This is a genomic window from Ruegeria profundi (assembly GCF_049800715.1).
Classification (GTDB): Bacteria; Pseudomonadota; Alphaproteobacteria; order Rhodobacterales; family Rhodobacteraceae; genus Ruegeria; species Ruegeria profundi_A.
On sequence record NZ_JBNAFO010000004.1, the window covers coordinates 65,357 to 88,834 of the forward strand.

24 protein-coding genes are annotated in these 23,478 nt (G+C 58.3%); 10 read left to right on the forward strand and 14 right to left on the reverse strand.

The annotated features are described in order from the left end of the window. Window positions 1-2: 2 nt before the first annotated feature. Both ACP15L_RS08265 and mgtE read right to left on the reverse strand, forming a co-directional pair. The gene (locus ACP15L_RS08265) at window positions 3-560 is read right to left on the reverse strand and encodes a 5-formyltetrahydrofolate cyclo-ligase (protein WP_170554546.1); all 558 of its coding nucleotides are present in this window, start codon (window positions 558-560) and stop codon (window positions 3-5) included. Then, complete coding sequence (gene mgtE / locus ACP15L_RS08270) at window positions 557-1,948, reverse strand: magnesium transporter (protein ID WP_170665608.1); 1,392 nt, start codon at window positions 1,946-1,948, stop codon at window positions 557-559. Before mgtE ends, ACP15L_RS08265 begins: the two co-directional genes overlap by 4 nt. A gap of 143 nt (window positions 1,949-2,091) precedes the next feature. Between mgtE and guaD the strand changes: the two genes are divergently transcribed. Then, entirely contained in the window at window positions 2,092-3,381 is a 1,290-nt protein-coding gene (guaD, locus tag ACP15L_RS08275; protein WP_425083816.1) for a guanine deaminase, read from the forward strand. A 61-nt stretch (window positions 3,382-3,442) separates the two neighbouring features. Here the strand turns inward: guaD and ACP15L_RS08280 are convergent, their stop codons facing one another. The 3 genes from ACP15L_RS08280 to ACP15L_RS08290 all read right to left on the reverse strand — a co-directional run bounded on the left by ACP15L_RS08280 (window position 3,443) and on the right by ACP15L_RS08290 (window position 6,103). Continuing rightward, complete coding sequence (locus ACP15L_RS08280) at window positions 3,443-4,780, reverse strand: 8-oxoguanine deaminase (protein ID WP_425083817.1); 1,338 nt, start codon at window positions 4,778-4,780, stop codon at window positions 3,443-3,445. 114 nt (window positions 4,781-4,894) lie between these two features. Next, complete coding sequence (gene hisN / locus ACP15L_RS08285; protein ID WP_425083818.1) at window positions 4,895-5,686, reverse strand: histidinol-phosphatase; 792 nt, start codon at window positions 5,684-5,686, stop codon at window positions 4,895-4,897. Between the two features lie 45 nt (window positions 5,687-5,731). Beyond that, window positions 5,732-6,103, reverse strand: coding sequence for a helix-turn-helix domain-containing protein (locus ACP15L_RS08290; RefSeq protein ID WP_170377978.1), 372 nt, complete (start codon window positions 6,101-6,103; stop codon window positions 5,732-5,734). A gap of 326 nt (window positions 6,104-6,429) precedes the next feature. On the opposite strand from ACP15L_RS08290, the gene ACP15L_RS08295 reads away from it, so the two are divergent. After that, on the forward strand, window positions 6,430-7,386 hold the full coding sequence (locus tag ACP15L_RS08295) for an NADPH:quinone oxidoreductase family protein (RefSeq protein ID WP_425083819.1): 957 nt from the start codon (window positions 6,430-6,432) through the stop codon (window positions 7,384-7,386). Here the strand turns inward: ACP15L_RS08295 and ACP15L_RS08300 are convergent. Beyond that, window positions 7,383-8,264 (reverse strand): LysR family transcriptional regulator, encoded by an 882-nt coding sequence (locus ACP15L_RS08300; protein WP_170665615.1) that lies wholly within the window; start codon window positions 8,262-8,264, stop codon window positions 7,383-7,385. The two genes, ACP15L_RS08295 and ACP15L_RS08300, sit on opposite strands and share 4 nt — an antisense overlap. Window positions 8,265-8,387: 123 nt before the next feature. Here ACP15L_RS08300 and ACP15L_RS08305 point away from each other — a divergent pair, with 123 nt between their 5' ends. Together ACP15L_RS08305 and ACP15L_RS08310 are read left to right on the forward strand one after the other, a co-directional pair. Further along, entirely contained in the window at window positions 8,388-8,603 is a 216-nt protein-coding gene (locus ACP15L_RS08305; RefSeq protein WP_170471843.1) for a DUF1127 domain-containing protein, read from the forward strand. A gap of 178 nt (window positions 8,604-8,781) precedes the next feature. Next, window positions 8,782-9,558 carry a Bax inhibitor-1/YccA family protein gene (locus ACP15L_RS08310; protein ID WP_170377970.1) on the forward strand — a complete coding sequence of 259 codons (777 nt, stop codon included), beginning with the start codon at window positions 8,782-8,784 and terminating at the stop codon, window positions 9,556-9,558. A gap of 113 nt (window positions 9,559-9,671) precedes the next feature. Here ACP15L_RS08310 and ACP15L_RS08315 read toward each other — a convergent pair whose 3' ends face one another. The 3 genes from ACP15L_RS08315 to lepA all read right to left on the reverse strand — a co-directional run bounded on the left by ACP15L_RS08315 (window position 9,672) and on the right by lepA (window position 13,501). Then, window positions 9,672-9,851, reverse strand: a complete 180-nt coding sequence (locus tag ACP15L_RS08315; RefSeq protein WP_170377967.1) for a CTP synthetase — start codon at window positions 9,849-9,851, stop codon at window positions 9,672-9,674. Window positions 9,852-10,282: 431 nt separating this feature from the next. Continuing rightward, window positions 10,283-11,668, reverse strand: coding sequence for a hypothetical protein (locus tag ACP15L_RS08320; protein WP_425083820.1), 1,386 nt, complete (start codon window positions 11,666-11,668; stop codon window positions 10,283-10,285). A 33-nt stretch (window positions 11,669-11,701) separates the two neighbouring features. After that, window positions 11,702-13,501, reverse strand: a complete 1,800-nt coding sequence (gene lepA / locus ACP15L_RS08325) for a translation elongation factor 4 (RefSeq protein WP_170665622.1) — start codon at window positions 13,499-13,501, stop codon at window positions 11,702-11,704. A 162-nt stretch (window positions 13,502-13,663) separates the two neighbouring features. Between lepA and ACP15L_RS08330 the strand changes: the two genes are divergently transcribed. The 3 genes from ACP15L_RS08330 (at window position 13,664) to ACP15L_RS08340 (ending at window position 16,095) form a co-directional block, all read left to right on the forward strand. Beyond that, window positions 13,664-14,764 (forward strand): Hint domain-containing protein, encoded by a 1,101-nt coding sequence (locus ACP15L_RS08330; RefSeq protein ID WP_425083821.1) that lies wholly within the window; start codon window positions 13,664-13,666, stop codon window positions 14,762-14,764. 2 nt (window positions 14,765-14,766) lie between these two features. Then, window positions 14,767-15,075: a hypothetical protein gene (locus tag ACP15L_RS08335; protein ID WP_170554568.1), complete on the forward strand. Its 309-nt coding sequence runs from the start codon at window positions 14,767-14,769 to the stop codon at window positions 15,073-15,075. 66 nt (window positions 15,076-15,141) lie between these two features. Beyond that, on the forward strand, window positions 15,142-16,095 hold the full coding sequence (locus ACP15L_RS08340) for a LysR family transcriptional regulator (RefSeq protein WP_425083822.1): 954 nt from the start codon (window positions 15,142-15,144) through the stop codon (window positions 16,093-16,095). On the opposite strand, the gene ACP15L_RS08345 is transcribed toward ACP15L_RS08340, so the two are convergent. Continuing rightward, window positions 16,092-16,535 carry a low molecular weight protein-tyrosine-phosphatase gene (locus ACP15L_RS08345; protein ID WP_425083823.1) on the reverse strand — a complete coding sequence of 148 codons (444 nt, stop codon included), beginning with the start codon at window positions 16,533-16,535 and terminating at the stop codon, window positions 16,092-16,094. The genes ACP15L_RS08340 and ACP15L_RS08345 overlap by 4 nt on opposite strands. 28 nt (window positions 16,536-16,563) lie before the next feature. Here ACP15L_RS08345 and ACP15L_RS08350 point away from each other — a divergent pair, with 28 nt between their 5' ends. Then, window positions 16,564-17,256: an NAD-dependent deacylase gene (locus tag ACP15L_RS08350; protein ID WP_425083988.1), complete on the forward strand. Its 693-nt coding sequence runs from the start codon at window positions 16,564-16,566 to the stop codon at window positions 17,254-17,256. Between the two features lie 62 nt (window positions 17,257-17,318). After that, on the forward strand, window positions 17,319-17,927 hold the full coding sequence (locus ACP15L_RS08355) for an HdeD family acid-resistance protein (protein ID WP_425083824.1): 609 nt from the start codon (window positions 17,319-17,321) through the stop codon (window positions 17,925-17,927). Window positions 17,928-18,024: 97 nt separating this feature from the next. On the opposite strand, the gene ACP15L_RS08360 is transcribed toward ACP15L_RS08355, so the two are convergent. From ACP15L_RS08360 to meaB, 4 genes are all read right to left on the reverse strand, one after another. Next, on the reverse strand, window positions 18,025-18,507 hold the full coding sequence (locus ACP15L_RS08360; RefSeq protein WP_425083825.1) for a copper chaperone PCu(A)C: 483 nt from the start codon (window positions 18,505-18,507) through the stop codon (window positions 18,025-18,027). 45 nt (window positions 18,508-18,552) lie between these two features. Further along, the gene (locus ACP15L_RS08365) at window positions 18,553-18,891 is read right to left on the reverse strand and encodes a hypothetical protein (RefSeq protein WP_425083826.1); all 339 of its coding nucleotides are present in this window, start codon (window positions 18,889-18,891) and stop codon (window positions 18,553-18,555) included. A gap of 408 nt (window positions 18,892-19,299) precedes the next feature. Beyond that, window positions 19,300-19,587 carry a 50S ribosomal protein L28 gene (rpmB, locus tag ACP15L_RS08370; RefSeq protein WP_085794823.1) on the reverse strand — a complete coding sequence of 96 codons (288 nt, stop codon included), beginning with the start codon at window positions 19,585-19,587 and terminating at the stop codon, window positions 19,300-19,302. A gap of 221 nt (window positions 19,588-19,808) precedes the next feature. Further along, complete coding sequence (meaB, locus tag ACP15L_RS08375; protein WP_425083827.1) at window positions 19,809-20,780, reverse strand: methylmalonyl Co-A mutase-associated GTPase MeaB; 972 nt, start codon at window positions 20,778-20,780, stop codon at window positions 19,809-19,811. Window positions 20,781-20,900: 120 nt separating this feature from the next. On the opposite strand from meaB, the gene hrpB reads away from it, so the two are divergent. Further along, window positions 20,901-23,351 carry an ATP-dependent helicase HrpB gene (gene hrpB / locus ACP15L_RS08380; protein WP_425083828.1) on the forward strand — a complete coding sequence of 817 codons (2,451 nt, stop codon included), beginning with the start codon at window positions 20,901-20,903 and terminating at the stop codon, window positions 23,349-23,351. Window positions 23,352-23,478 lie beyond the last annotated feature (127 nt).

The window sequence follows — 23,478 nt, forward strand, 5'->3', positions numbered from 1 at the left end:
CCTTAGAACGTCAGAATCCGGCTTTCCGTGATTACCATATCCAGCAACTGATCGGTGGGCTCCAACGGCAGTCCTTCGGCCTCTTGCGCATCGAAGGCAAAGCCGATCGCCAGGGTTGGGCGTTTGGCGCGCAGCCCTTCCAACGTGCGGTCGTAGAACCCGCCGCCATAGCCCAGACGGCCACCCTTGGCGTCAAAAGCCACCAGAGGAACAATCAGGATTTCGGGGTCGAAGTAATCGTCGACCTCGGGTACTTTTGCCCCGAAAGGCCCATCCTTCAAAGCGCCCTCAGGCGTCCAACGCGAGAATTTCAGCGGCTGCCCCGCGGCCTGAATCACCGGCACACCAACGGGACCGTAGGCTGTGGCCTCAGCCATTGCAGGCAGCGGGTCGATCTCTGTCCGGATTGGCATGTAGCCCGACATGGGCACGCCTCGGTGGCCTGCCAGTATCTCGGACAAACGGCCCGCAGCGCCCGGCAAAGAGGCATCAAACGCCGCTTTGCGACGAGCAAACGCGGCCTTGCGCGCCATCGCTTTGATTTCAGTCAGATCGGTCACAGAAGCACCACGCTGGCAAGTCCCAAGAAGATGAAGAAGCCCATGACATCCGTTGTGGTTGTCACAAACGTCCCAGATGCCAGCGCCGGGTCAATGCCCATTCGGTCCAGCAAGACCGGTACTACCGTACCTGCAAAGCCCGCGATGATCATGTTCACGACCAAAGCTGACCCAATCACGACCCCAAGCAGAGGCGAATCGAACCAAAGCATCCCCACAGTGCCCAGAACGATCGCAAAGCACAGGCCGTTCAGCATGCCGACCAACAGCTCGCGTCGGATCACACGCATGACGTTCGAGGCGGTCAGGTCGCGCGTGGCTAGTGCCCGCACGGCAACCGTCAACGATTGTGTCCCTGCATTGCCACCCATCGAGGCGACAATTGGCATCAGGATCGCAAGGGCCACCAACTGATCAATCGCGGCCTCGAATTGCGAAATCACCAGCGAGGCACAGATCGCTGTACACAGGTTCACCGCAAGCCACGGCAAACGGCGGCGACTGGTCGCGGCGACACTATCCGAGATCGAGCTTTCGTCGCTCACCCCCGCCAGACGCAGAATGTCTTCCTCATGTTCTTCGTCCAGAACCACCATGGCGTCATCGATAGTGATGACACCGACCAAACGGCCATCGGCATCGACCACTGGCGCCGAGATCAGGTGGTACTGGTTGAAAGCATAGGCCACATCCTCTTCGTCCTGATCGACGGGGATGATGTGGAATTCCTCTTCCGCCAGATCCCGCAGCGGTACTTCGCGCCGCGCGGCCATCAGCTTACCCAAGGTGATCTGCGCAACAGGCTTCAGGCGCGGATCAACCAACACGACGTGATAAAACTGTTCCGGCAGATCATCATTGGCGCGCATGAAATCAATGGCCTGCCCCACCGTCCAATGCTCGGGCGCCATGACGACCTCGCGCTGCATCAAACGACCAGCCGAGTTTTCAGGGTACGAGAGCGCCTGCTCTGCCGCGACCCGCTCGGAATCCTCAAGCGCGTCCAGAATCGTCTCCTGTTGCGGCTCTTCCAGATCCTCCAGCAGGTCAACGACATCGTCGCTGTCCATGTCCCGAACCGCTTCGGCTAGAACGTCGGGTTTCAGGACACCGATAACCTCTTCCCGGACGGCCTCATCAAGTTCCGAAAGGATGTCGCCATCGAACTCTTTGTCATAAAGACGGATCAGGCGCGCACGGTCATAGGGATTGATCTGTTCCAGAAGGTCGGCGATGTCGGCTGCGTGAAGCGGCTCCATCAACTCGACCAGCTTGTCGCGATCATCCACGTCCACTGCAAACAGGATCGCCGCAACAGTGCGGCGGTCCAGCGCGTAAACGTCTTCGTCAGCGGAGTCGGTTACGGGATCATCAATGCCTGTGGTCATGTGCTGCTCCCGTTCTTAGTCATGCCATTGGCCCCTAATTAGAAGAAGCAGCTACCGGAAAACAATGACAATGCGCCGATTTACCCTCATCTTTCGCACGCATATGCTGGTGAACGGGCCTAAACAGCTAAGGAACAAGGCGAATGGCGCAAAAGACGCTTTTGAAAGGGCGCGTTCTGAGTTTTGACGGCTCCCCTTTTGAGGGAGAGCCAACGGATTGCACCAAACTCGACGAAGCGGTCGTTATCGAGGATGAGCGGGTGCGGGCGGTCGGCGCGCTGGATAGCCTACGCGCCGCGCATCCGGATGCCGAGATTACGGACTACGGCAAGCACCTGATCATGGCCGGTTTTGTCGACCCGCATGTTCATTTTCCGCAAACCGCCATGATCGCGAGTTGGGGCAAGCGGCTGATCGATTGGCTGAACACCTATACCTTCCCCGAAGAAATGAAGTTCGGCGATATCGATTACGCCACCGAGATCGCCAACCGTTACCTCGACCTGACAGCCGCGCATGGAACGACGACCATGTGCAGTTTTTGCACGATTCACCCCGAAAGCGTCGATGCCTTTTTCTCGGCCGCCCAACAGCGCGGTCAGCGGGTTGTTGCAGGCAAAACCTGCATGGACCGCAACGCGCCAGAGGGCCTACGGGATACAGCACAAACGGCCTATGATCAGTCTCAGGCCCTGTTGGAGAAATGGCACCGCGTGGATCGTCTGTCTTATGCGATCACCCCACGGTTCTCGCCCACCTCGACACCCGAACAGCTTGAGGCTTTGGGCGCACTTTGGGCGGAGCATCCGCATTGCCTGATGCAAACCCATCTGAGCGAGCAAACTGATGAGATTGAGTGGGTCCGGTCCTTGTTCCCGGATGCGCGCGACTATCTGGATACCTATGAGGAGTTCGGCCTGCTGGGACAGAATGGCCTCTATGGTCACGTCATCCATCTGGAAGATCGTGAGCGGGATCGGCTGCGCGAGGTGGACGCCGGCTTGGTGCATTGCCCGACCTCGAACACCTTCATCGGATCGGGTCTGTTCGACATGAACGGGCTGATCCGGGACGGCCACCGCGTTGGCCTGGCCACCGATACCGGTGGCGGGTCCAGCTTTTCGATGCTGCGGACCATGGCTGCCGCTTATGAGATCGGCCAGCTGCGTGGCCGCCCCTTGCACCCGGCGCAATTGCTGTGGCTGGGTACAGTCGGGTCGGCGCAAACGCTGAGGATGGACGACTGCATCGGGAATGTCGCCCCAGGGATGGAGGCCGATCTGGTGGTGATTGACCTCGCCTCGACCCCGGCTATCGCCCAGCGCGAGGCACATGCCGATGATATGTGGGAGGCCGTGTTCCCCACCATCATGATGGGCGACGACCGCGCTATTGCTGATGTGTGGATCGGAGGGGCGCAGGTCGCCAGCTGAATGCGCCTTCGGCACAGGCCTCCGGCGGGGATATTTTTAGCCAGATGAAGTGCGAATCCCGCTATTGGGCAAGCGCGCGGGCCAGACGGTTTTGGGTCTTGATGGTGCGCGGCAGGTCAATCGTCGTGATCTGACCGCCGCGCACTATCTGGCGGCCATCGACGAACAGATGCTTGACCTGCATTGGCCCCGCCAGAAGGAGGGCCGCCGGGTCCCAGCTGCCCGCGCTTTCGAGGCTTGTGCGGGTATCCCAGATGGCAATGTCAGCCCGTTTGCCCGGCATCAGTCGGCCGCAATCGGAACGTCCTAACACGTCGGCTCCACCTCGGGTTGCGATCTCAAGCGCTTCGCGGGCGGACATTGCGTCTGCGCCATTCATCACGCGTTGCAGCAACATGGCTTGCCGCGCCTCGAGCATCAGGTTGCCGTTGTCATTGCTGGCCGACCCGTCCGCGCCCAGCCCCACCTTCACGCCCTGATCCCTCATGTTTCTTACTGGCGCTATGCCAGACCCGAGGCGACAGTTCGAGCAGGGGCAATGGGCCACGCCGGTTCCAGTTCTTGCAAACAGGTCAATCTCGACCCCATCCAATTTGACGCAATGGGCATGCCAGACATCTGCGCCGGTCCAACCCAGCTCCTCGGCATATTGGCCTGGACGACAGCCGAATTGAGCTTCGGAATAGGCGATATCTTCGTCATTCTCGGCCAGATGCGTATGCAGCATCACCCCCTTATCGCGCGCCAGAAGTGCTGCGTCTCGCATCAGGTCGCGGCTGACGGAAAAGGGCGAACACGGTGCAAGGCCCACCCGACACATCGACCCCTCCGAAGGATCGTGAAACGCATCCACCACGCGGATCATGTCGTTGAGAATGTCCTGCTCACGCTCGACCAGACTGTCGGGCGGCAGGCCTCCGTCACTTTCACCGATACTCATCGCCCCGCGCGTGGGATGAAAGCGTATCCCCAATTCCGAAGCGGCGGCAATCGTGTCTTCAAGCTGCGCTCCGTTCGGGTAGAGGTACAGGTGGTCGGAACTGAGCGTGCAGCCGGACAGGGCGAGTTCGGCCAGCCCGATCTGCGCCGAAGTGAACATCTCATCCGGTCCGAACCGCGCCCAGATCGGGTAGAGCGTCTGCAACCAACCGAACAGCAAGGCGTCCTGCCCGCCGGGAACCGCCCGTGTCAGCGTTTGGTAGAGGTGGTGATGTGTATTCACCAACCCGGGTGTGATGACGCAGCCCGAGGCATCGTGAATCTCTCCGGTTGTCGTCAGACCCTGGCCAATTTCGGCGATCTGGCCGCCCCGGATCAGGATATCCGCGCCGTGCAGCTCTTGGCGATCATCATCCATTGTCAGGATGGTATCGGCGTTTTTGATCAGTATTTCGGGCATTTTACGCTCCTGCTTCTGCCCGTCTCAAGCAAGGAGTGCATTAGCCAGCGGAAAACGGGCGCAAGAACCGGCTCGGGTCAGTTTATCCACGCGCGGCCATTGCGGCAATGACATTCAATAGTTACGCAGGATTTCCAACGCCGCGGCGTGAATTTCAGCGTTGGCGGCTGCCAATGCCCTTCCGCCATGGTGGGCCGGGCCACCCTGCCAATCGGTGACGATACCGCCTGCGGCTTCAATCACTGCAATCGGCGCCTGAATGTCATAGGCGTTCAACCCGGCCTCGATCACCAGATCTGCCTGACCGGCAGAAAGCAGGGCGTAGGCATAGCAATCCATGCCATAGCGGGTCAGTTGAACCAACTCAGCGACGGCCTGAAAACCCGCACGATCCTCTGACGTGCCAACCTCAGGGAAGGTCGTAAAAAGGGTTGCCTGCTCTAACACCTGTGTGCCGCGCGTTTTCAACGGAGTTGTGCCCAAAGGCCCAGTCAGTTGAGCGATGCCTGATCCGCCAACAAAACGCTCACCGATATAGGGCTGATCCACCACGCCCATGATTGGGCCGTCCTGCGTTGACAGAGCGATGAGAACGCCCCAGGTCGGTGTACCGCTGACGAACCCTCGGGTGCCGTCGATCGGATCAAGCACCCAGATTCGGCCTGAAGACCCCTCAACCTGACCGAATTCTTCACCAAGAATGCCATCTTCTGGCCGACGCTGTGCCAGAACCGCCCGCATTGCTTGTTCCGCCGCGCGATCAGCCACAGTGACGGGGTCATACCCGCCAGCCAGCTTGTTGTCGGTTTCGAGATTGGTCTGTCTGAAATACGGAAGGATGGCTGCGCGCGCGGCGTCAGCCATTTCTTCGGCAACTTCAAGGTCGGTCAGGTCGGTCTGGCTCATGCAGCACAGGTGCTGCGAACACAGGCCGGTGTCAAGCCGTGGTGATCAGGCAACGTCGCTGAGAACGCGTGCCAGTTCGAACAAGCGGCGACGCTGGTTTTCCGGAATCGCGTAGTAAGAGCGCACCAGATCCAGAGCTTCCTTGTCACCCATCAGGTCAGCAGGTAGCGCGCTCTTGTCGGATTTCTCTTTTTGGCCTTCTTCAAGACCTTCAAAGAAAAAGCTGACCGGTACGTCCAGCGCATCGGCAATGTCCCACAGACGGGAGGCACTGATTCGGTTCGCCCCGGTTTCATATTTCTGGATTTGCTGAAACTTGATACCAACTTGCTGCGCCAATTGCTGTTGGGTCATGCCAATCAGCCAGCGGCGATGTCGGACACGCTTGCCCACATGGACATCGACGTGATGAGTCATTGGTATTCTCCTCTACTACACACACATCTGTTGCGGGACTTCGCGCCGTTCACATAAACAGAGGTTAGAGAAGTCCCCATAAGCATCCCCCAACCAGACATGTGCGATCCCCCGATACAGCACTGCCGTCCAATATTGCCGCTTTTGACTTTTTTTTCAAGTTGGTTGAATTGGAATCTCTGTACATTGGTTTATGGTTGTGCGTGTCTAGGATTTTGGCGGCTTTTTCTAACCAAACCGTCTTCGTTAGCGCGCACAATCAGCTGAACGCATTGACAATTTCGCTCTTACTGCGACCTATTCCCTGAAAACTGAGATGGACCAACATGCTTGCATATCGCATTGAATCCAAAGGCGCTGACGCGCGAATTGTCGAAGTACCCACGCCGACACCTGCCGAGGGACAGGTCAGAATCGCCATCAAAGCATGCGGCCTGAATTTCGCTGATTTGCTGATGCAGAAGGGCACATATCAGGATACGCCTAACCCTCCGTTCACTTTAGGTATGGAAATCGCCGGCGTTGTCGTCGAACTGGGGCCTGCAGTCTCTGGCTTGGAGATTGGAGACCGTGTCGCCGTGTACTCGGGTCAGGACGGGTTGGCCGAGTACGGCGTGTTCGACGCGGATCGAGCCATCCCCATCCCGAATGAGACTAGTTTTGAAGAGGCTGCCGCTATTCAGATCGCCTATGGGACCAGTCACCTTGCCCTGGACCATCGCGCCCAGTTGCAGCCGGGTGAAACCCTGCTTGTGACCGGAGCAGCCGGTGGCGTCGGGCTAACCGCAGTGGAGATCGGCAAACTGATGGGGGCAACCGTCATCGCCCAGGCGCGCGACGCTGAAAAGCTGGCAGTTGCACAGGCTGCCGGGGCAGATCACTTGATCGACGCCTCTGAAGACCTGCGCGCCCGCGTCAAAGAATTGGGAGGCGCCGATGTCGTCTATGACGCGATTGGCGGCGACGTGTTCAAAGCCGCCTTCCGCGCCACCAACCCCGAAGGTCGTCTGCTGCCAATCGGCTTTGCTGGTGGCGAAGTCCCTCAAATCCCGGCCAACCACCTGTTGGTCAAGAACCTGACGGTAATCGGCTTCTATATCGGCGGCTACCTCAGGTTCCGCCCCGATATCGTGCGCAACAGTTTTCAGACGTTGTTCCAGTGGTATGCCGAAGGGAAGATCACGCCTCATATCAGCCACACCCTGCCGTTGAACGAAGTCGAACACGGCCTCCGCCTGTTGAAAGAGCGCAAATCCACCGGCAAGATCGTGATTACGCCCTAGCCCACCACGGCCCGAAGGGGCGTGCTGCCCAGCATGCGGAAATTCTGGCGCACCAGTTGCGCCAACGCCTCGATGACTGCATCGCGCCCCGGCTCTCCTCCGTAGAGGTTGATCATATGCGCGGGCAGCTCGGGCAAAACACCACCCGAGTCGATCTGTTCAAGGTGTGCAGCCTCGGTGCCATCTAGCATCGCGTGAATCGCCAGATCAGCGCTGACGGTCGCTTCGATGGTGCGGTCATTCTCGGTTTCGACGGAAAGCTCCCACGGGATACCTGCGGCATCCAGCGCCGCGATAACCTGCGGGCGGAACATGCAGCGCCGCCCCAGCGCAATCGGCACCGGGTTCTTGCGCCAGGCCGAGCCACCGGGCGCCCCGATCCAGCGCAGCGGAAGCTCGGCAATGGTCTCAGAGCCGTCGGATGACGAAGGCTCAGTCGTCAGGATCAGATCACATTCTCCGCGCTTAAACATATCCTTTAGCTGCAGCGAATAGGACGAGATCAACTGCACCCGCACACGCGGGAAATCGGCATTGAACCGCTGAAGTACGCGCGGGATCGCCGGGTAGACAATGTCATGAGGGACACCCAGAACCACCTCGCCCTCAAAGGCCTGATCCGTGAGTTTCGAGATCACCTCATCATTCAAAGCAATCATCCGACGGGCATAGGCAAGCAACTGCTCGCCCGAGGCGGTCAGCGCGATGGTCCGACCACTTCTGTCCAGAAGCTCCAGATCCAAAAGCTCTTCCAAGCGTTTCAACTGCATGGAGACGGCTGATTGCGTCAGATGCAGAAACCCCGCCGCCCGGGTAACGCCACCCTGATCGGCCACAGCCACAAAGGATCGCAATGTGGTGATGTCCAGATTTCTCATGTTCACGAATCCTTATGCATCCAATCAAAAATATTCGTTTTTAAAATATGCCTTAACTCGCCATATAAATCAAGAAAGTTGATGAGACCGACTTAAAACATCTGAAAAACGAAAGGATAGACCATGAACTCGATCGCCCTGAACCGCCCTTGCCCTCAACACAAACAATCCCTGTTTGCGCGTATACGGTCCGTCCTGTCCGTACGACGTCAACGCCAACAACTGGCTCGGCTGGATACCCGCGCCCTGAACGACATCGGCATCACCCGTGCCCAGGCCGACGCCGAGGCCCGCCGTCCCATCTGGGATGCTCCGCAGTTCTGGAAAAGCTGCCTTTAATACTCATGTTTTTTCGGCGATAGGCGATCTGCGGCAGCAGGTCGCCGTTTTTGTTGCGTATTTTAGGCGGAAATACTGCAGAAACTCTTGAAACACAGCCTACAGTTGCCGATATTCAGCAGGAAAGTGGCCAATACTTACGGGCCGCACGCAGATACGTTTAGGGAGACCTTTGTAAATGGCACAATTCGATACGATTCGGACGGCCGCAGGCGCACGCGCCGCCGAGATTGATGAGGGCCTTCGCGCCCATATGAACAAAGTCTACGGCACGATGTCCGTGGGCATGTTCATCACTTTCCTCGCAGCCTGGGCGATCTCGGGTCTGTCGATCACCACCGATCCGTCGGCAGCCGTGGCGCAACTGAACGCGAACACTTACCTGACCGCGCTGGGTCATTCGATCTATGTCTCGCCGCTGAAATGGGTGATCATGTTCGCACCGCTGGCCTTTGTGTTCGGCTTCAGCGCCATGATCAACCGCATGTCGGCTGCGGCTGCACAGCTGGTGTTCTACTCGTTCGCCGCCGTGATGGGCCTGTCGATCAGCTGGATCTTCATCGCGTTCACCGGTCAGTCGATCATTCAGGTCTTCCTGATCACCTCGATCGCCTTCGCGGGTCTGTCGCTCTACGGCTACACGACCAAGAAAGACCTGTCGGGTATGGGAACCTTCCTGATCATGGGCGTTATCGGCCTGATCGTCGCAATGGTGGTCAACATCTTCCTGGCCTCGTCGGCCATGGCCTTCGCGATCTCGGTCATCGGCGTTCTGATCTTCGCCGGCCTGACCGCCTATGACACGCAGCAGATCAAGAATACCTACCTGCAGATGGCACATGCCGGTGATCAGGAGTGGCTGGGTAAGGCCGCCATCATGGGCGCGCTGAGCCTGTACCTGGACTTCATCAACATGTTCATGTTCCTACTGCAACTGCTGGGGAACCGAGAGTAAACCTCTCCCCCACTGCAGAAACCATTCAAACCTGCCAAGACCCGATCTTGGCAGGTTTTTTGTTTCCGGAATATGCGGGGCGGCCCTGCAACTCGCATGCGATGGCCGAGCGGTCACCCCTCCAGCTTGCGCGCCACCAGATACGAGGCCGGAAAGGCCGCCACAAACCCCACCGCCGCCGCCAGCACGATTGGAAGGACTGCGGTGTATCCCATCACCAGAACAGCGATAACCGCTGTGCCTGCGAGGGTAGATCCAAGGAAGATATGAACGATCAACATCAGGGGGAGCATTGCGACCTCATTCAGATATTCAACTGTGCGGAAACACTAGTGCGTTGATCGAATTCGGTCCTTGATCTGGGTCAGAGGTTTGGGGGTCACAGATCACTCGCAACGGTCCGTGTGTACTAGTTCGAGGAACCGTTCGGAGCGGCGGAATAGAGGGGGAAGAACCGCGACCGACCCGAGTGGATGAGTGGCGTCCCAGAATTCATCCAGCATACGAACTCATCCACGAAAGAGCGGAACCCCGAGGCGCAAAAGCGTTTTCAACCGTTGATAAGTAGAACTGAGGGCAGCGCCAACCCGAGGGGTGGCGCAAACGCGCCGCCCGTTTTGCCGGAGGCAAACCTTCGGTTTGACGGGGGCGGGTCGGCGCGACCCGGCGGTGCCGCCGGGCTACCTCGGATGAATATTCAGAGGTGTGCCACTCTTGAAGCGATCTAAGTGTCCGGATTTGAGAGAGCTATGCTTCGATTTGCATCCAACGATACAACGGAACCAAAAGCCCTAGTTACTCCATCTATGAACGTTGAGTTGTCTCGGGCTTCTCGAAAAACGTTCCATGTAAAGACGTCGGGATATTGCAACGATTGTTCGCCAACGGTCGCCGCTGCTACTACTTTGTCATCAATACCTTCATACTCCCTCCTGAGGCATGCAAGGACAAGTTCGACCAGCGCAGATTTCATTGACCAATCTCTCTGTGACAGACATTTCTCAACTCCCTCAATCCTTTCGCGATCTTCTAACGACTTATCGAAGGCATAGGTTTGAGCTTGGTTTATTATTAGGTACGCGTGTACGACGTTATGCGGCCGGTTTGATTTCCGCTCCAGCGAAAACTTGGAAATTCGACGCGCCATCTTGGTCAAATCATTTTCAAGAAATGTGTGTGAAGCGTTCAAGACGGCAGAGTCTGATCCTTCTGTATCGCGGAGCAACTTTTGCCACAAAAGATGGAGCGAAAAGAAGCCGACTTGGTAGATTCTTGCGGTGGCGCGCCTCAAGTACTTTCGTGAAATCGTAACGTTCTCGCCCAATTTCGGCAACGTTTCAACATCACAACCAGCATCTAAGCAAATCCTAAGATATCTCTTATTCACTTTTGCCCCAGCATGGGTAATCAGATGCCGTCTTTGGCAGACCTCAACAAACTCAGAAATTAGTTTCTTATCAGACAACAGATTTCCGCCAAATTTTTTACCTATAAAATCAAGTACTTCAATATGTGATTTTCCGTGAAGGATGTCATCCAGTGCCTGTTGCAGTTTTGCGTACCGAAGTTCTTCGATAGAGTCGTAATCTGTCAACTCTGCTTCCGTGACAACAAATTCATCACCGAGAAACGCAGTCGGTCTTACTCTTGCTAAAATTGCCAACAACTCTACCCAAAAAGCCTCATACTCTGAGACCAAAGAACCTAGCGCAGATCTTTTTAGTGTTTCGGCGGTTTTTAGTAGCTGGCTAATTTTACCAAGAGTTTTGGAGAACAGCTCCAACTCCCTGAAAGGAACATCATACTGCTGTACAGTAAGACCATCTTCCTGTTCTGAGGACTTTAGAGTACCATGTTCTCCGAGAAAATCCTGTGTCTTTTGCTCGAAATCTCGGTCGGCATAAAAGTATCCGATGTCAGACAAGAAAGGCACTACTTCAAAGAAACTTACACACGTTGTCGTCCAATTGTCTGAGAGCTTCCTAAACTCGCCCGGGAGGGTTTTGCCCGAACTGGGCTCTCCGTCGTCGTCCGCAAAGTCAATTTTGCATTGAAAGCTTTCGCCTTCTTTGCGTTTGATTGTAACCGTAAAGCTTTCTTCTTGCTTCATAATATCCCTCATTTCCAGAGAGAGAATACGCGGTCAACTGTCCATCTTCAACGCAGAGATGAATGCCTCCTGCGGGATATCCACCTTCCCGAACTGACGCATCTTCTTCTTACCCGCCTTCTGCTTGTCCAGCAGTTTGCGTTTCCGCGTGGCGTCGCCTCCGTAGCATTTCGCGGTCACGTCTTTGCGCAGGGCCGAGAGGGTCTCGCGGGCGATGACCTTGCCTCCGATGGCGGCCTGGATCGGGATTTTGAACATGTGGCGCGGGATCAGGTCCTTGAGCTTTTCGCACATCGCCCGGCCCCGCATTTCAGCCCGGTCGCGGTGAACCATGGTGGACAGCGCGTCGACCGGTTCGTCATTCACCAGCACCGACATCTTGACCAGATTATCCTCGGTATAGCCGGTCATCTGGTAGTCGAACGAGGCATAGCCCTTGGTCACCGATTTCAGGCGGTCGTAGAAGTCAAAGACGACCTCGTTCAGCGGCAGGTCATAGACGACCATGGCGCGGGTGCCCGCATAGGTCAGGTCCAGCTGAATGCCGCGACGGTCCTGGCAGAGTTTAAGAACGTCTCCGAGGTATTCGTCGGGCACAAGGATGGTCGCCTTGATGCGCGGCTCCTCGATATGGTCGACCTTGGAGGGGTCGGGCATGTCGGCGGGGTTGTGCAGCTCGATCATCTCGCCGTCTTTCATGTAGACGTGATAGATCACCGACGGCGCGGTGGTGATGAGCTCGATATCATATTCGCGTTCGATGCGGTCGCGGATGACCTCAAGGTGCAGAAGGCCCAAGAAGCCGCAGCGGAAGCCAAAGCCCAGCGCGGCGGAGGTTTCCATTTCGAACGAGAACGAGGCGTCGTTCAGAGCCAGTTTGTCGATCGCATCCCGCAGGTCTTCGAATTCGGAACTGTCGACGGGGAAGAGGCCGCAGAACACCACCGGCTGCGCGGGTTTGAACCCGTCCAGAGCGTCTTCGGTCCCGTTACGGTCATTGGTGATGGTGTCACCGACACGGGTGTCGCGGACCTGTTTGATCGAGGCCGTGAGAAAGCCGATCTCACCGGGGCCAAGTGAGTCCACCATCTCCATCTCGGGACGGAAAACGCCGACACGGTCGACATGGTGCAGGGTGCCGTTCGACATGAACTTGACCCGCATGCCCTTTTTCAACGTGCCGTCCATGATGCGAACCAGCACGATGACGCCCAGATAGGCGTCGTACCACGAATCCACCAGCATCGCCTTAAGCGGCGCGTCGAGATTGCCCTGCGGCGCGGGCAGTTGTTGTACGATGGCTTCCAGCGTCTCGTGGATGCCCTGCCCCGTCTTGGCCGAAACCTGAATGGCGTCGGTCGCGTCGATGCCGATCACGTCCTCGATCTGTTCCGCCACGCGATCACAATCGGACGCGGGCAGGTCGATTTTGTTCAGCACCGGTACGATCTCATGATCGGCGTCGATGGCTTGGTACACGTTCGCCAGCGTCTGAGCCTCAACCCCTTGAGTCGAGTCCACGACCAGCAGAGAGCCCTCAACCGCGCGCATCGAACGGCTGACCTCATAGGCGAAATCGACGTGGCCGGGCGTGTCGATCAAGTTCAGCACATATTTCTCGCCATCGTCGGCAGTATAGTCAATGCGAACCGTGTTGGCCTTGATGGTGATGCCACGTTCCCGCTCGATATCCATGCTGTCGAGCAGCTGTTCCTTCATGTCGCGATCCTTGACCGTTCCGGTCTCTTGGATGAGCCGGTCAGCAAGGGTGGATTTGCCATGGTCGATATGCGCGACGATGGAGAAATTGCGGATATGAGCGAGGTCTGTCATGGATTGGGATATGTCCGGAGTTTGTGGTCTCGTCAAGCGCTGAAGCGTTGCAAAAAAGGCCATCCTCGCAGCTTTCTGACCAGTAGCATTTACCGGATTCTAGCCAATGGGTAGAATGACTAAAGCGACTGATCCGAATAAGAACCAGAAAGCAGCTATCAGGTGGCCGATTATTCTATCTTCGTTTTGGGCGAAAGCCAGTTAACGGTTTCGGTCGCGCAAGGGCTGGACGGCCTCACCCAGGGCACCGGCATCCATCTGATTGGTGAAACAATTACGTTCGACACTCTAGCTGTTACAGAAGTCTTCATCACGGACGCAGGTTCAGACACGAGCTTTGCAGACAATGATGGCAATCAGCGCTTGGATGGCGACCAAACAATTGATGGGACCCTGTTTTCCAGTGGTACGCGGGTTGAGGCCGAATATGGCATTACCCTGACGGATGGAACCAATACCTACCAGGCTGTTGCCTTCAATGTGAATAACTCCTCCCCCGCCTTTGGTACAGTTGAAGGGATAGCATTCATCGGCGGCCCGGGCGAGTTTCCTCCGTCAGGTATCCCACTGACCGTCGTCAGCACGCAAGAGGGTCCGAGCTTTGATTCCTCAGAATATGTGAGCCCCATCTGCTATTGCCGCGGAACACTCATAAAGACCCCAGAGGGTGATATCCCGATTGAGAAGCTTCAGGTGGGCGACTTGGTCTGGACAAAAGACGACGGGTACCTGCCGATCACCTGGGTCGGATCGCAAGATGTCATCGCGAGCGGCAGTTTTAGAGCTGTCGAAATCCCCCCCGGCCCATTGCAAAATCCAATTGCAATAAGCGTTTCACAGCAACATCGGCTACTGATCACGCATCCTGCGGCTGAGCTTATGTTTGGGGCGCCAGACGTATTTGTTCCTGCAATCAGCCTTGTTGATGTTGGCCTTGCCCATTTCTCCGATGCACGCGCCGTTTGCTATCATCACATCTTGCTTGATCGACATAGCATCCTAAAGGCTAACGGGATTGAGTCAGAAAGCATGTTTGTTGCGAAAGCACCTCGGGACGCAGAGCCAGACGCTTTGTTTTTTCAGAATATCACCCCCCCAACTGCCGGGCCGATGCAGATCGCGCGAATGCCACTAAGACGTCGTGAAGCCACGGTCTTGCTTTGTGAAGTCCTAAGTATTGATCCCAAGCCATGTTTGATTCATACTCTCGCGCAGATTGAGAGGGGCGCAAGATCCCTCCAAGCAGGCAAAAACGAGGCATGAGCATGAAACAGTTCCTCCTAATCGCATTTTGTGCGGCGTCGCTGACGGCCGTGGCTCCGGTTGTGGACGCATCGCAGATCAAGCGGGCGTGTTTGGCGTCGGATCGTCAGGCGGCGACGCGGGCACGGTGTTCTTGTATCCAGCGCGTGGCAGATCAGGCGTTGACGCGCAGTGATCAGAAGACCGTCTCGAAATGGTTCACCGACCCCCATCAGGCGCAGCAATTGAAGATGTCTCAGACGGCACGCGATGACGCGCTGTGGGATCGGTATCAGAACTTTGGCCAGATGGCGCAGGCGATCTGCAGCTAGGCCATTCTGAAACCTTGACCTGATGCCCGCTGCGCCCCAGAAAAGGCGCAGCGAAAGGTGTATATTATGGTGATGAAAGGGCTGACCCTGCGGGGCCTTGAGGTGTTTGAGGCGCTGGCCCGGACAGGATCAGTGGCGCAAGCGGCCGAGATCACGGGGCTCAGCCAACCTTCGGTTTCTCAGCAATTGCGCAATCTGGAAAAGGCCATTGGTACCGATCTGGTGGATCACGGGCGCAGGCCAATGCGGCTTACGCAGGCAGGGCGCAGTTTTCTGACCCGCGCGCAGGCGGTTCTGTCAGAGCTGCAGATGGCCCAAAGTGAGCTGACCGTGATGGATCTTGGGCACCTCACGACGCTCTCGATCGGGTTAATTGACGATTTCGATAATGACCTGACACCGCGGCTTGCGACCCTTCTGGCCGACAGCCTGACGCGCTCGAAATTCAAGCTGATCACCTTGCCCAGCCTTGATCTGTTTTCCGAGCTTGAAGCACAGCGCCTGCATATGGCCGTCTCAGCCCATAGCGGCGAGGTGCTAGAGGGTGTGGTAGAGTATCCTCTGGTGCAGGACCCCTTCATTCTGGTCGCGCCGAGCAGCGTCAGCAATGGAACCGAGGCCATCGAGAAACTGCCGTTCCTGCGATATGCGCGTGAGCAGCTGATCAGCCGTCAGATTGAGAGCCATATCGCCCGACAACAGATCGAGTTCGAAGAGCGGTTCGAGATCGGCTCACACCTGGCCCTGATGGCGATGGTGGCTCGGGGCTTGGGCTGGGCGATCACCACACCGCTGGGATATATGCGCGCGGCCCGATTCCACGAGGACCTGCAGGCCCATCCCTGCCCCCTCGGGGCATTTTCGCGCACGATTTCGCTGTTCACCCGCACCGACTGGTCCGATCAGGTCCCGCAAGAGGTCTCGGGCATGATGCGACGGCTGATGCAAAGCCAAATGATCGATCCGGCCATTGCCAAGCTGCCCTGGCTCAGCGGGCAATTGAAGGTGATGGATAGCTAGCCCTCAAGATGCGTGGCAAGCCCTTCAACTGCGGTTTCGATCAGATCCAGCGCGCCGTCAAAATCCCGCGTGTAGTAGGGATCGGGCACGTGATCAGCGCCGGTCTGAGGCGCGAAATCGGTCAATAGACGCACCGGGGTCTGATTGCCGAATGGGCGCAGGGCCTCGATATTCGCGATGTTTTCGGCGTCCATCCCAACAATCAGATCGAACCGCTCGAAATCCTCAACCACGAATTGACGAGCCCGCAGATCGTCCAGCTTGATATCCCGGGCTTTCGCTGCGGATTGCATCGGGCCATAAGGCGGCTTGCCGATATGCCAGCCTGCCGTCCCGGCGCTGTCGATTTCATGGTGGGGCGCGCGAGCGCGAAAAGTGCCCTCGGCCGCAGGAGACCGACAGATATTGCCCAGGCAAACAAAGAGGATACGATGTGTCATGGGCCAATCTGTAACGCGTGAGGGGCATATGGAAAAGATCGTCATTCTGACCGGGGCCGGGATTTCCGCCGAAAGCGGCCTCAGCACCTTTCGCGATGAGGGCGGCCTATGGGCGCAACACCGGATCGAGGATGTGGCAACGCCCGAGGGTTTCGCCCGTGATCCCGCCTTGGTTCAGGGGTCCTACAACGCCCGCCGCGTACAGGCCGCCAAGGTGGAACCCAACGCGGCGCATAGGGCGCTGGCCCGGCTGCAACGGGACTTTCCGGGCGAGGTTGTGATCGTCACGCAGAATGTTGACGGGCTGCACGAGGCCGGCGGCGCGCAGGATGTGATCCACATGCACGGGATACTGTCTGGCGCTCTCTGCACATCATGCGGCCACCGTTGGACAGCTCCGCCCGAGATGGCCGTGGGCGAGGCCTGCCCGGCCTGCAATGTCCCCACCGCGCGCCCTGACGTGGTCTGGTTTGGCGAAATGCCCTATCATATGGAGGAGATATTCGATCACCTTGCCTCCGCCACGATCTTCGCTGCGATCGGCACATCAGGCCAAGTCTATCCAGCGGCAGCTTTTGTCCACGAAGCTCAAGCAATTGGAGCGCGAACAATCGAGATCAATCTTGAGCCGACCGGCGGAGGCTTCGACGACCATCTTCTGGGCAAAGCGTCCGAAACTGTGCCAAAATGGGTTGATCGCTTACTACAGATTCAAACCTAGTGCGAACGACAAAGCGGGACTATCCCGCTCTATTTCAACAAGGTTTTTCAAGAGGCCGTAAAATGACCGACCAAGACCCCCAAACCGGCGAGATTCTGGACGATAACAGCATGACCGAGCGAGACAGGCTGAGCGCGCAACTTTCAAGCCTGTGGTGGACGTTTCTGATACGTGGGGTGCTGGCGGGTGCGGTCGGGATCGCCGCGCTGTTCTGGCCCTCGAGCAGCATCGCGCTGTTGCTACGGCTGGTTGGGGCACTGTTGATCATCGACGGCGGGTTGACTCTTTTGGGGGTTGGTCGTCGCGGGCTGTTGGGCGGGGCGGCCATCGGCGCTGTTCTGATCGGCCTCGTTCTGCTGATCTGGCCCGAAGGCACCGTCAAGCTGGCCTTCTTCCTACTGGGCGCCTGGGCATTGATCATCGGCATCGGCTCACTGGCCGCTTCACAACAAATGAATGAGCGCGACCCTCAACGCGGCTCGATGCGTGGGTCAGGGATCGCAGCTTTGATCATCGGCCTGGTCCTGATGATATGGCCAGCCGTTGCATTGATCGCACTGGGATGGGCCATCGCCTTTTCAGCACTTGCGATTGCAGCCGTGATGTTCTGGCTGGCCACCCGTCTGCACAACGCCAGCGACCGGGTCGGCATGAAAACCATCAATCGCTGATGTGCCAACACCAGCCTAGGGATGCAAAAGGCCGGGCTCTGTGCCCGGCCTTACGCATGGATGATGGCCGCAACGCGGCCCGAAGACAGGCGTTCACCTAGTTCGAATGCGACCCATGGTCTCCATGGCCGTGCTTGTCCTGACGTTCCAGATCAACCGGAATCTCAATCACGACCTCACCTGCATTTTCAAAAACCAGCGTAACCGGCAGCATCTCGCCTTGTTCAAACGGGTCCTTCAAACCCATGAACATCACATGGGCGCCCCCGCGCTTGAGCGCTAAACTCTCACCCGCTGGAATCACAAAGCCCTCCTCGACATGCACCATCTTGGCCACGCCCGCATCGTCGATCATATGGGTGTGCAGCTCGACCCGAGCCGATACGTCCGAAGTCGCACTGATCAGGCGATCATCGGTATCACTGGTGTTCTGTATCACCATAAAGGCCGCACCCGCCTTGGCTGCCTTACCAGACGACCGAGCGTATGCGTCGTCTACAACGATGATATCGGCGGCAAAGGCTGGGACGGCCAACACACAACCGGCCAGTGTTGCGAACAGAGTGGATTTGAGGGACATCGCGCCTCTCCTATTTCTTTTGGTCTGATTTGTATCGAAAGGGAATCAGACCTTCACCGGAGGGGCCCGCGCCGGTTTCCGCGGCAAAGGCAGCGCGATCAGGTTCTCATCGCGGCTGAGCGGATGAACACCACCCAACAGCGGCGCATCAGGTACGACCGGAGGATGCGGATGAACCGCCCCCAGCAGAGCCAAAGCATAGTCAGGACAATAGTGCGGAGGCGCTGTCGGCTGCCCGTCCTCATCCATATAGACGACAACGGGTCCTGTGCCCGTACACAGCACCATCTGGCCTACGGCGCGGTCAACTCCGCGCGAAACGGCCAATCCCTGCCCTGTCAGAACAACCAACAGGCAAATCACAACGGGCAGGATTCGAGGCACGAAACGTTTCATTCGGCTTCGATATAGGCCGCTGAGCCAACAGGCTTCAAGCGCCAAACCGTCGCGCCCGAAATAGCTTCAGTATTCCAGGCCGCGCCGATTTACGGTTCCCTTTGTGAGGCTGGTATGAGACCGGTTCACCCGGCGCTGCATCCGGGAACATGCGGAAAATGTCTTACTTGCCAGCTTACTAAGCAAAAGAAAGAAATAAAAACTCTTAAATGACATTGGACAACACTCGTTGTTGATAAACCAATAATGTCAAAAATAGGGCGCCCCGGTCTGTGAACAAGATCACTCAAGAGGATTTTGTTTCCTAAATCTTCACAGTTCCCGCTAATCGTTTCCAAACAAAAAAGCCCCGAACCACTTAGGTTCGAGGCTAAAAACTTTAGTAAGTGTAAGGAGTTATGCCGCGGCTTGTGCCTTGGCGATTTCCTTTTTAACTTTCAGAGCGTTTGCCGACAGCTCTTCGTCCTTGGCTTTCGCCAGGAACGCGTCCAGACCACCACGGTGGTCGACCGAGCGCAGGGCAGCTGCGGAAATGCGCAGCTTAACACCGCGACCCAAGGTCTCGGACTGCAGGGTAACGTCGTTAAGGTTCGGCAGAAAACGACGACGAGTTCTGTTTTTGGCGTGGCTGACATTGTTGCCAGTCATCGGGCCTTTTCCGGTCAGTTCGCAACGGCGCGACATGGTTTCTTCCTTTGTTTCTGGAGGCCCGGCAAAATGCCTGCGGCCAAATCACAAGGGGCACAACCCGAAGTCGCGCCCGAAAACTGGTTGGATGCGTGTAGTGGGAATCGCTGGAAGGGTCAAGACGCAGCGGACGGATTCTTTTCCGAAACCTCTTGCAACGGAACGGCCCACCGGACCGTGCCTACGGCGTGAGTATTTTTGAAAAGATGAAAGTGTCATCAGATCAGGCTCGCCAGCATTTTCTCGGCCGCGGCGGCAGGGCTGAGGCGACCTTGAGACACTTCGGCATCAAGCTGCGCCATCTGCGCCTTGGCCTGCGCCGTTTCGAGGCGTGCAAGCAGCGAATGCCGCACCTCCTGATCGAACCAATAGCGGGCTTGCGCGGCGCGGTTGGATTGCCAGTGCCCTGCTTCGCGCCGCCAATCGGTCAAGCTCTGGATTTCAGCCCATGCTTTGTCCAGCCCATGTTCCTCAACCGCTGACACCGGCATGGCCTTCGGGAAACCTTCGGGGTCCTGAGGCCGCTTGCGCAACAGGCGCAGGGCTCCGGCGTAGTCGGCGCAAGTGCGGGTTGCGGTCGCTTTCAGGTCTCCGTCGGCCTTGTTGATCAGGATGATGTCGGCCATCTCCATGATACCGCGCTTCACGCCTTGCAACTCATCCCCACCTGCCGGGGCCAGCAGCAGCAGGAACAGGTCCGACAACTCCGAAACCACGGTTTCGGACTGACCGACGCCCACGGTTTCGATCAGGACGACGTCGTAGCCCGCTGCCTCGCACAGGGCGATGGCCTCGCGGGTGCGGCGGGCTACGCCGCCAAGGTGGCTCTGGCTGGGAGATGGCCGGATAAAGGCGTTTTTCTCGCGGCTCAAACGCTCCATCCGGGTTTTGTCGCCCAGAATGGAGCCGCCCGAACGAGCCGAACTGGGGTCGACGGCAAGAACTGCGACGCGCAGCCCCTGCCCGATCAGCATCATGCCAAAGCTTTCGATGAAGGTGGACTTGCCGACACCCGGCGTACCCGACAGGCCGATCCGCAGGGATTGCCGCCCGGACTGCGCCAGATGGGCCAGCAACTCGGTCGCTTGCGCCCGGTGATCTTCGCGCTGGCTTTCGACCAAGGTAATCGCACGCGCCAAGGCCCGACGCTCGCCCTGCAATATCCTATCGCCCAAGTCAGCTATGTCCATCCGTCCGGTCCCTCTAGAATCCGCCATAGATGAATGTGCGACGCGTGGTTTGTCCAGAGGCCCCGCGGGATTAACTGCGCTGCTTCTGGACGTCGGGTCCTGCTTTGGCGATAAGGCCGCATGAGCCGTTTGCCGATAGATGACACCCTTCCGGACTTGCTGGAGGCCTTGAGAACCCATGGTCGCGCCGTGCTGCAGGCCCCGCCGGGTGCGGGCAAGACGACGCGGGTGCCTCTGGCGATGCTAGAGGCCGGACTTTGCGCTGGTCGGATCGTGATGCTCGAACCCCGGCGGCTGGCTGCCCGCGCCGCAGCCGAACGGATGGCCGAAACACTGGGCGAACGCGCCGGGCAAACGGTCGGCTACCGCGTCCGGGGCGATGCGAAAGTGTCGAAATCCACTCGGATCGAAGTAGTCACCGAAGGCATCCTGACCCGCATGCTGCAATCCGAGCCGGACCTGCCCGGCGTCGGCGCGGTTATTTTCGATGAGTTCCACGAACGCTCTCTAAACGCCGATCTGGGGCTGGCGCTGTGTCTTGAGGTGACCGGAGCCCTGCGGAACGACCTGATCCTGCTGGCCATGTCGGCGACGCTGGATGCAGACCCCGTAGGGAAGTTGATGGAGGCCCCGCTGGTGACCTCGGAAGGTCGCAGCTATCCGGTTGAAACGCGATGGTTGGAGAAACCACTGGGTGCGCAGGCCCGACGGTTGGACGCGCTAGTTGATTTGGTCGCAAAAGCCGAGCGGGACAGCCGCGCCATCGGTGGCGGTATCCTCGTGTTCCTTCCGGGCGAGGGTGAGATTCGGCGCGCAGAAAGCGCCCTGTCCGGGCGATTGCCAAAAGGGTGCGTTGTGCGCCCTCTCTTTGGGGCCATGCCCTTTGCCGCCCAGCGCGCGGCCATTGCACCGGTTGAGAGCGGACGGAAGGTGGTGCTGGCGACCTCGATTGCCGAAACCTCGCTGACGATCCCCGATATCCGCGTCGTGGTCGATATGGGACAGGCGAGGCGGGCGCGGTTCGATCCCGGCTCGGGCATGTCGCGGTTGGTGACGGAACGAGTCACGCGGGCCGAGGCAACCCAGCGCGCGGGCCGGGCGGGTCGGGTTTCAGACGGGCTGTGCTATCGGCTGTGGTCGAAAGGCGAAGAGGGCGCATTGGCCGCCTACCCTCCTGCCGAGATCGAGGCGGCCGACCTGACCGGACTTGCGCTGGAGCTGGCACTATGGGGGGCCGAGGCCAGCGATCTGGCATTTCTGACCGCACCGCCCGAGGGCGCTCTGGCCGAGGCACGGGCGCTGCTGATCCTACTGGGCGCATTGGATGGCAAGGGGCGGATCACGGATCATGGGCGTGCACTGGCTGCCCTACCCCTACATCCCCGCTTGGGTCATATGTTGGTTACGGCGGGGGCGCAGGCAGCCCCTCTGGCCGCACTGATGGCGGAACGTGACCCGCTAAAGGGCGCTCCGGTTGACCTATCCTTGCGGCTTGAGGCACTGCGCGACGCCCGTGCGTTTCAGCGCAACCGAGTTTGGCAGGTCAATATGGGCGTGTTGGACCGGGTCAAGGCCGAGGCCAAACGGCTGCGAGCGCAGGCCGGATCTGTGGCTGAAAACCTTAGCCCCGCGTCAATGGCCGCGCTAGCCTACCCCGACCGAATTGGTCAAAGGCGGAAGGGCGAGGCACCGCGCTATGTGCTGTCCGGCGGCAAGGGCGTTGTGCTGGACAATGGAGACACGCTGGCTGGCGCGCCCTATTTAGTGGTCCTGGATACCGACGGTAACCCGCGCGATGCGAAGGCGCGCATGGCCGTGCAGATCAGCGAAAGTGAAATTCGCGCCATGTTCGCAGATCAGATCGGATGGGAGACCACCTGCGTCTGGTCAAAACGCGACCGAAGGGTCATTGCAAGGCGGCAAGAACGCCTCGGCGCTATCACGCTAGAGGACCGGATCTGGAAAGACGTCCCCGAAGACGCGATCGCCCGTGCCATGTTGGACGGCGTGCGCGATCTGGGGCTGCGGTTGGAAGGTGCAGCCGCCCGGCTGGCCGCGCGTGTTGAGCTTGTGCGCGCCGATGGGGTCAACCTGCCCGACTTCTCGGACCAAGGGCTGATCGACACGCTGGAGAACTGGCTGCTGCCCATGCTCTCGAGCGTGCGCAGTGCAGAGGATTGGAAGCGCTTTGACCTGCTGCCCGCGCTGCGGGCCCGTCTGGACTGGGCGCAGACGCAAGAGCTGGACCGCCGCGCGCCGGGATTCTTCGTTACCCCACTGGGCCGCAAAGTCTCCATCGACTACGGCGGCGATGCGCCCGAAATCTCGGTGCGTCTGCAAGAGCTATTCGGTGTCACGCGCCATCCGGTGGTCGGAGGCACGCCGCTGAAGATCACCCTACTGTCTCCCGCACAACGCCCGATCCAGATCACCCGCGACCTACCAGGGTTCTGGGCTGGCTCTTACGCGGATGTACGCAAGGACATGCGCGCGCAATACCCCAAACACCCTTGGCCCGAAGATCCAACGCAGGCCGATCCGACGTTGCGGGCCAAACGAAGGCCCGGCTGAGGCATCACCAAGCACCGAATTTTGCCGAATTCCCCCCAAATTGCGACAAAATTGCCGCCAAACCCCTAAGAAAAGCCGTTTTTTCGGGGTTACGTTGCATTCATCTATTCCGACGACTATCTGAACA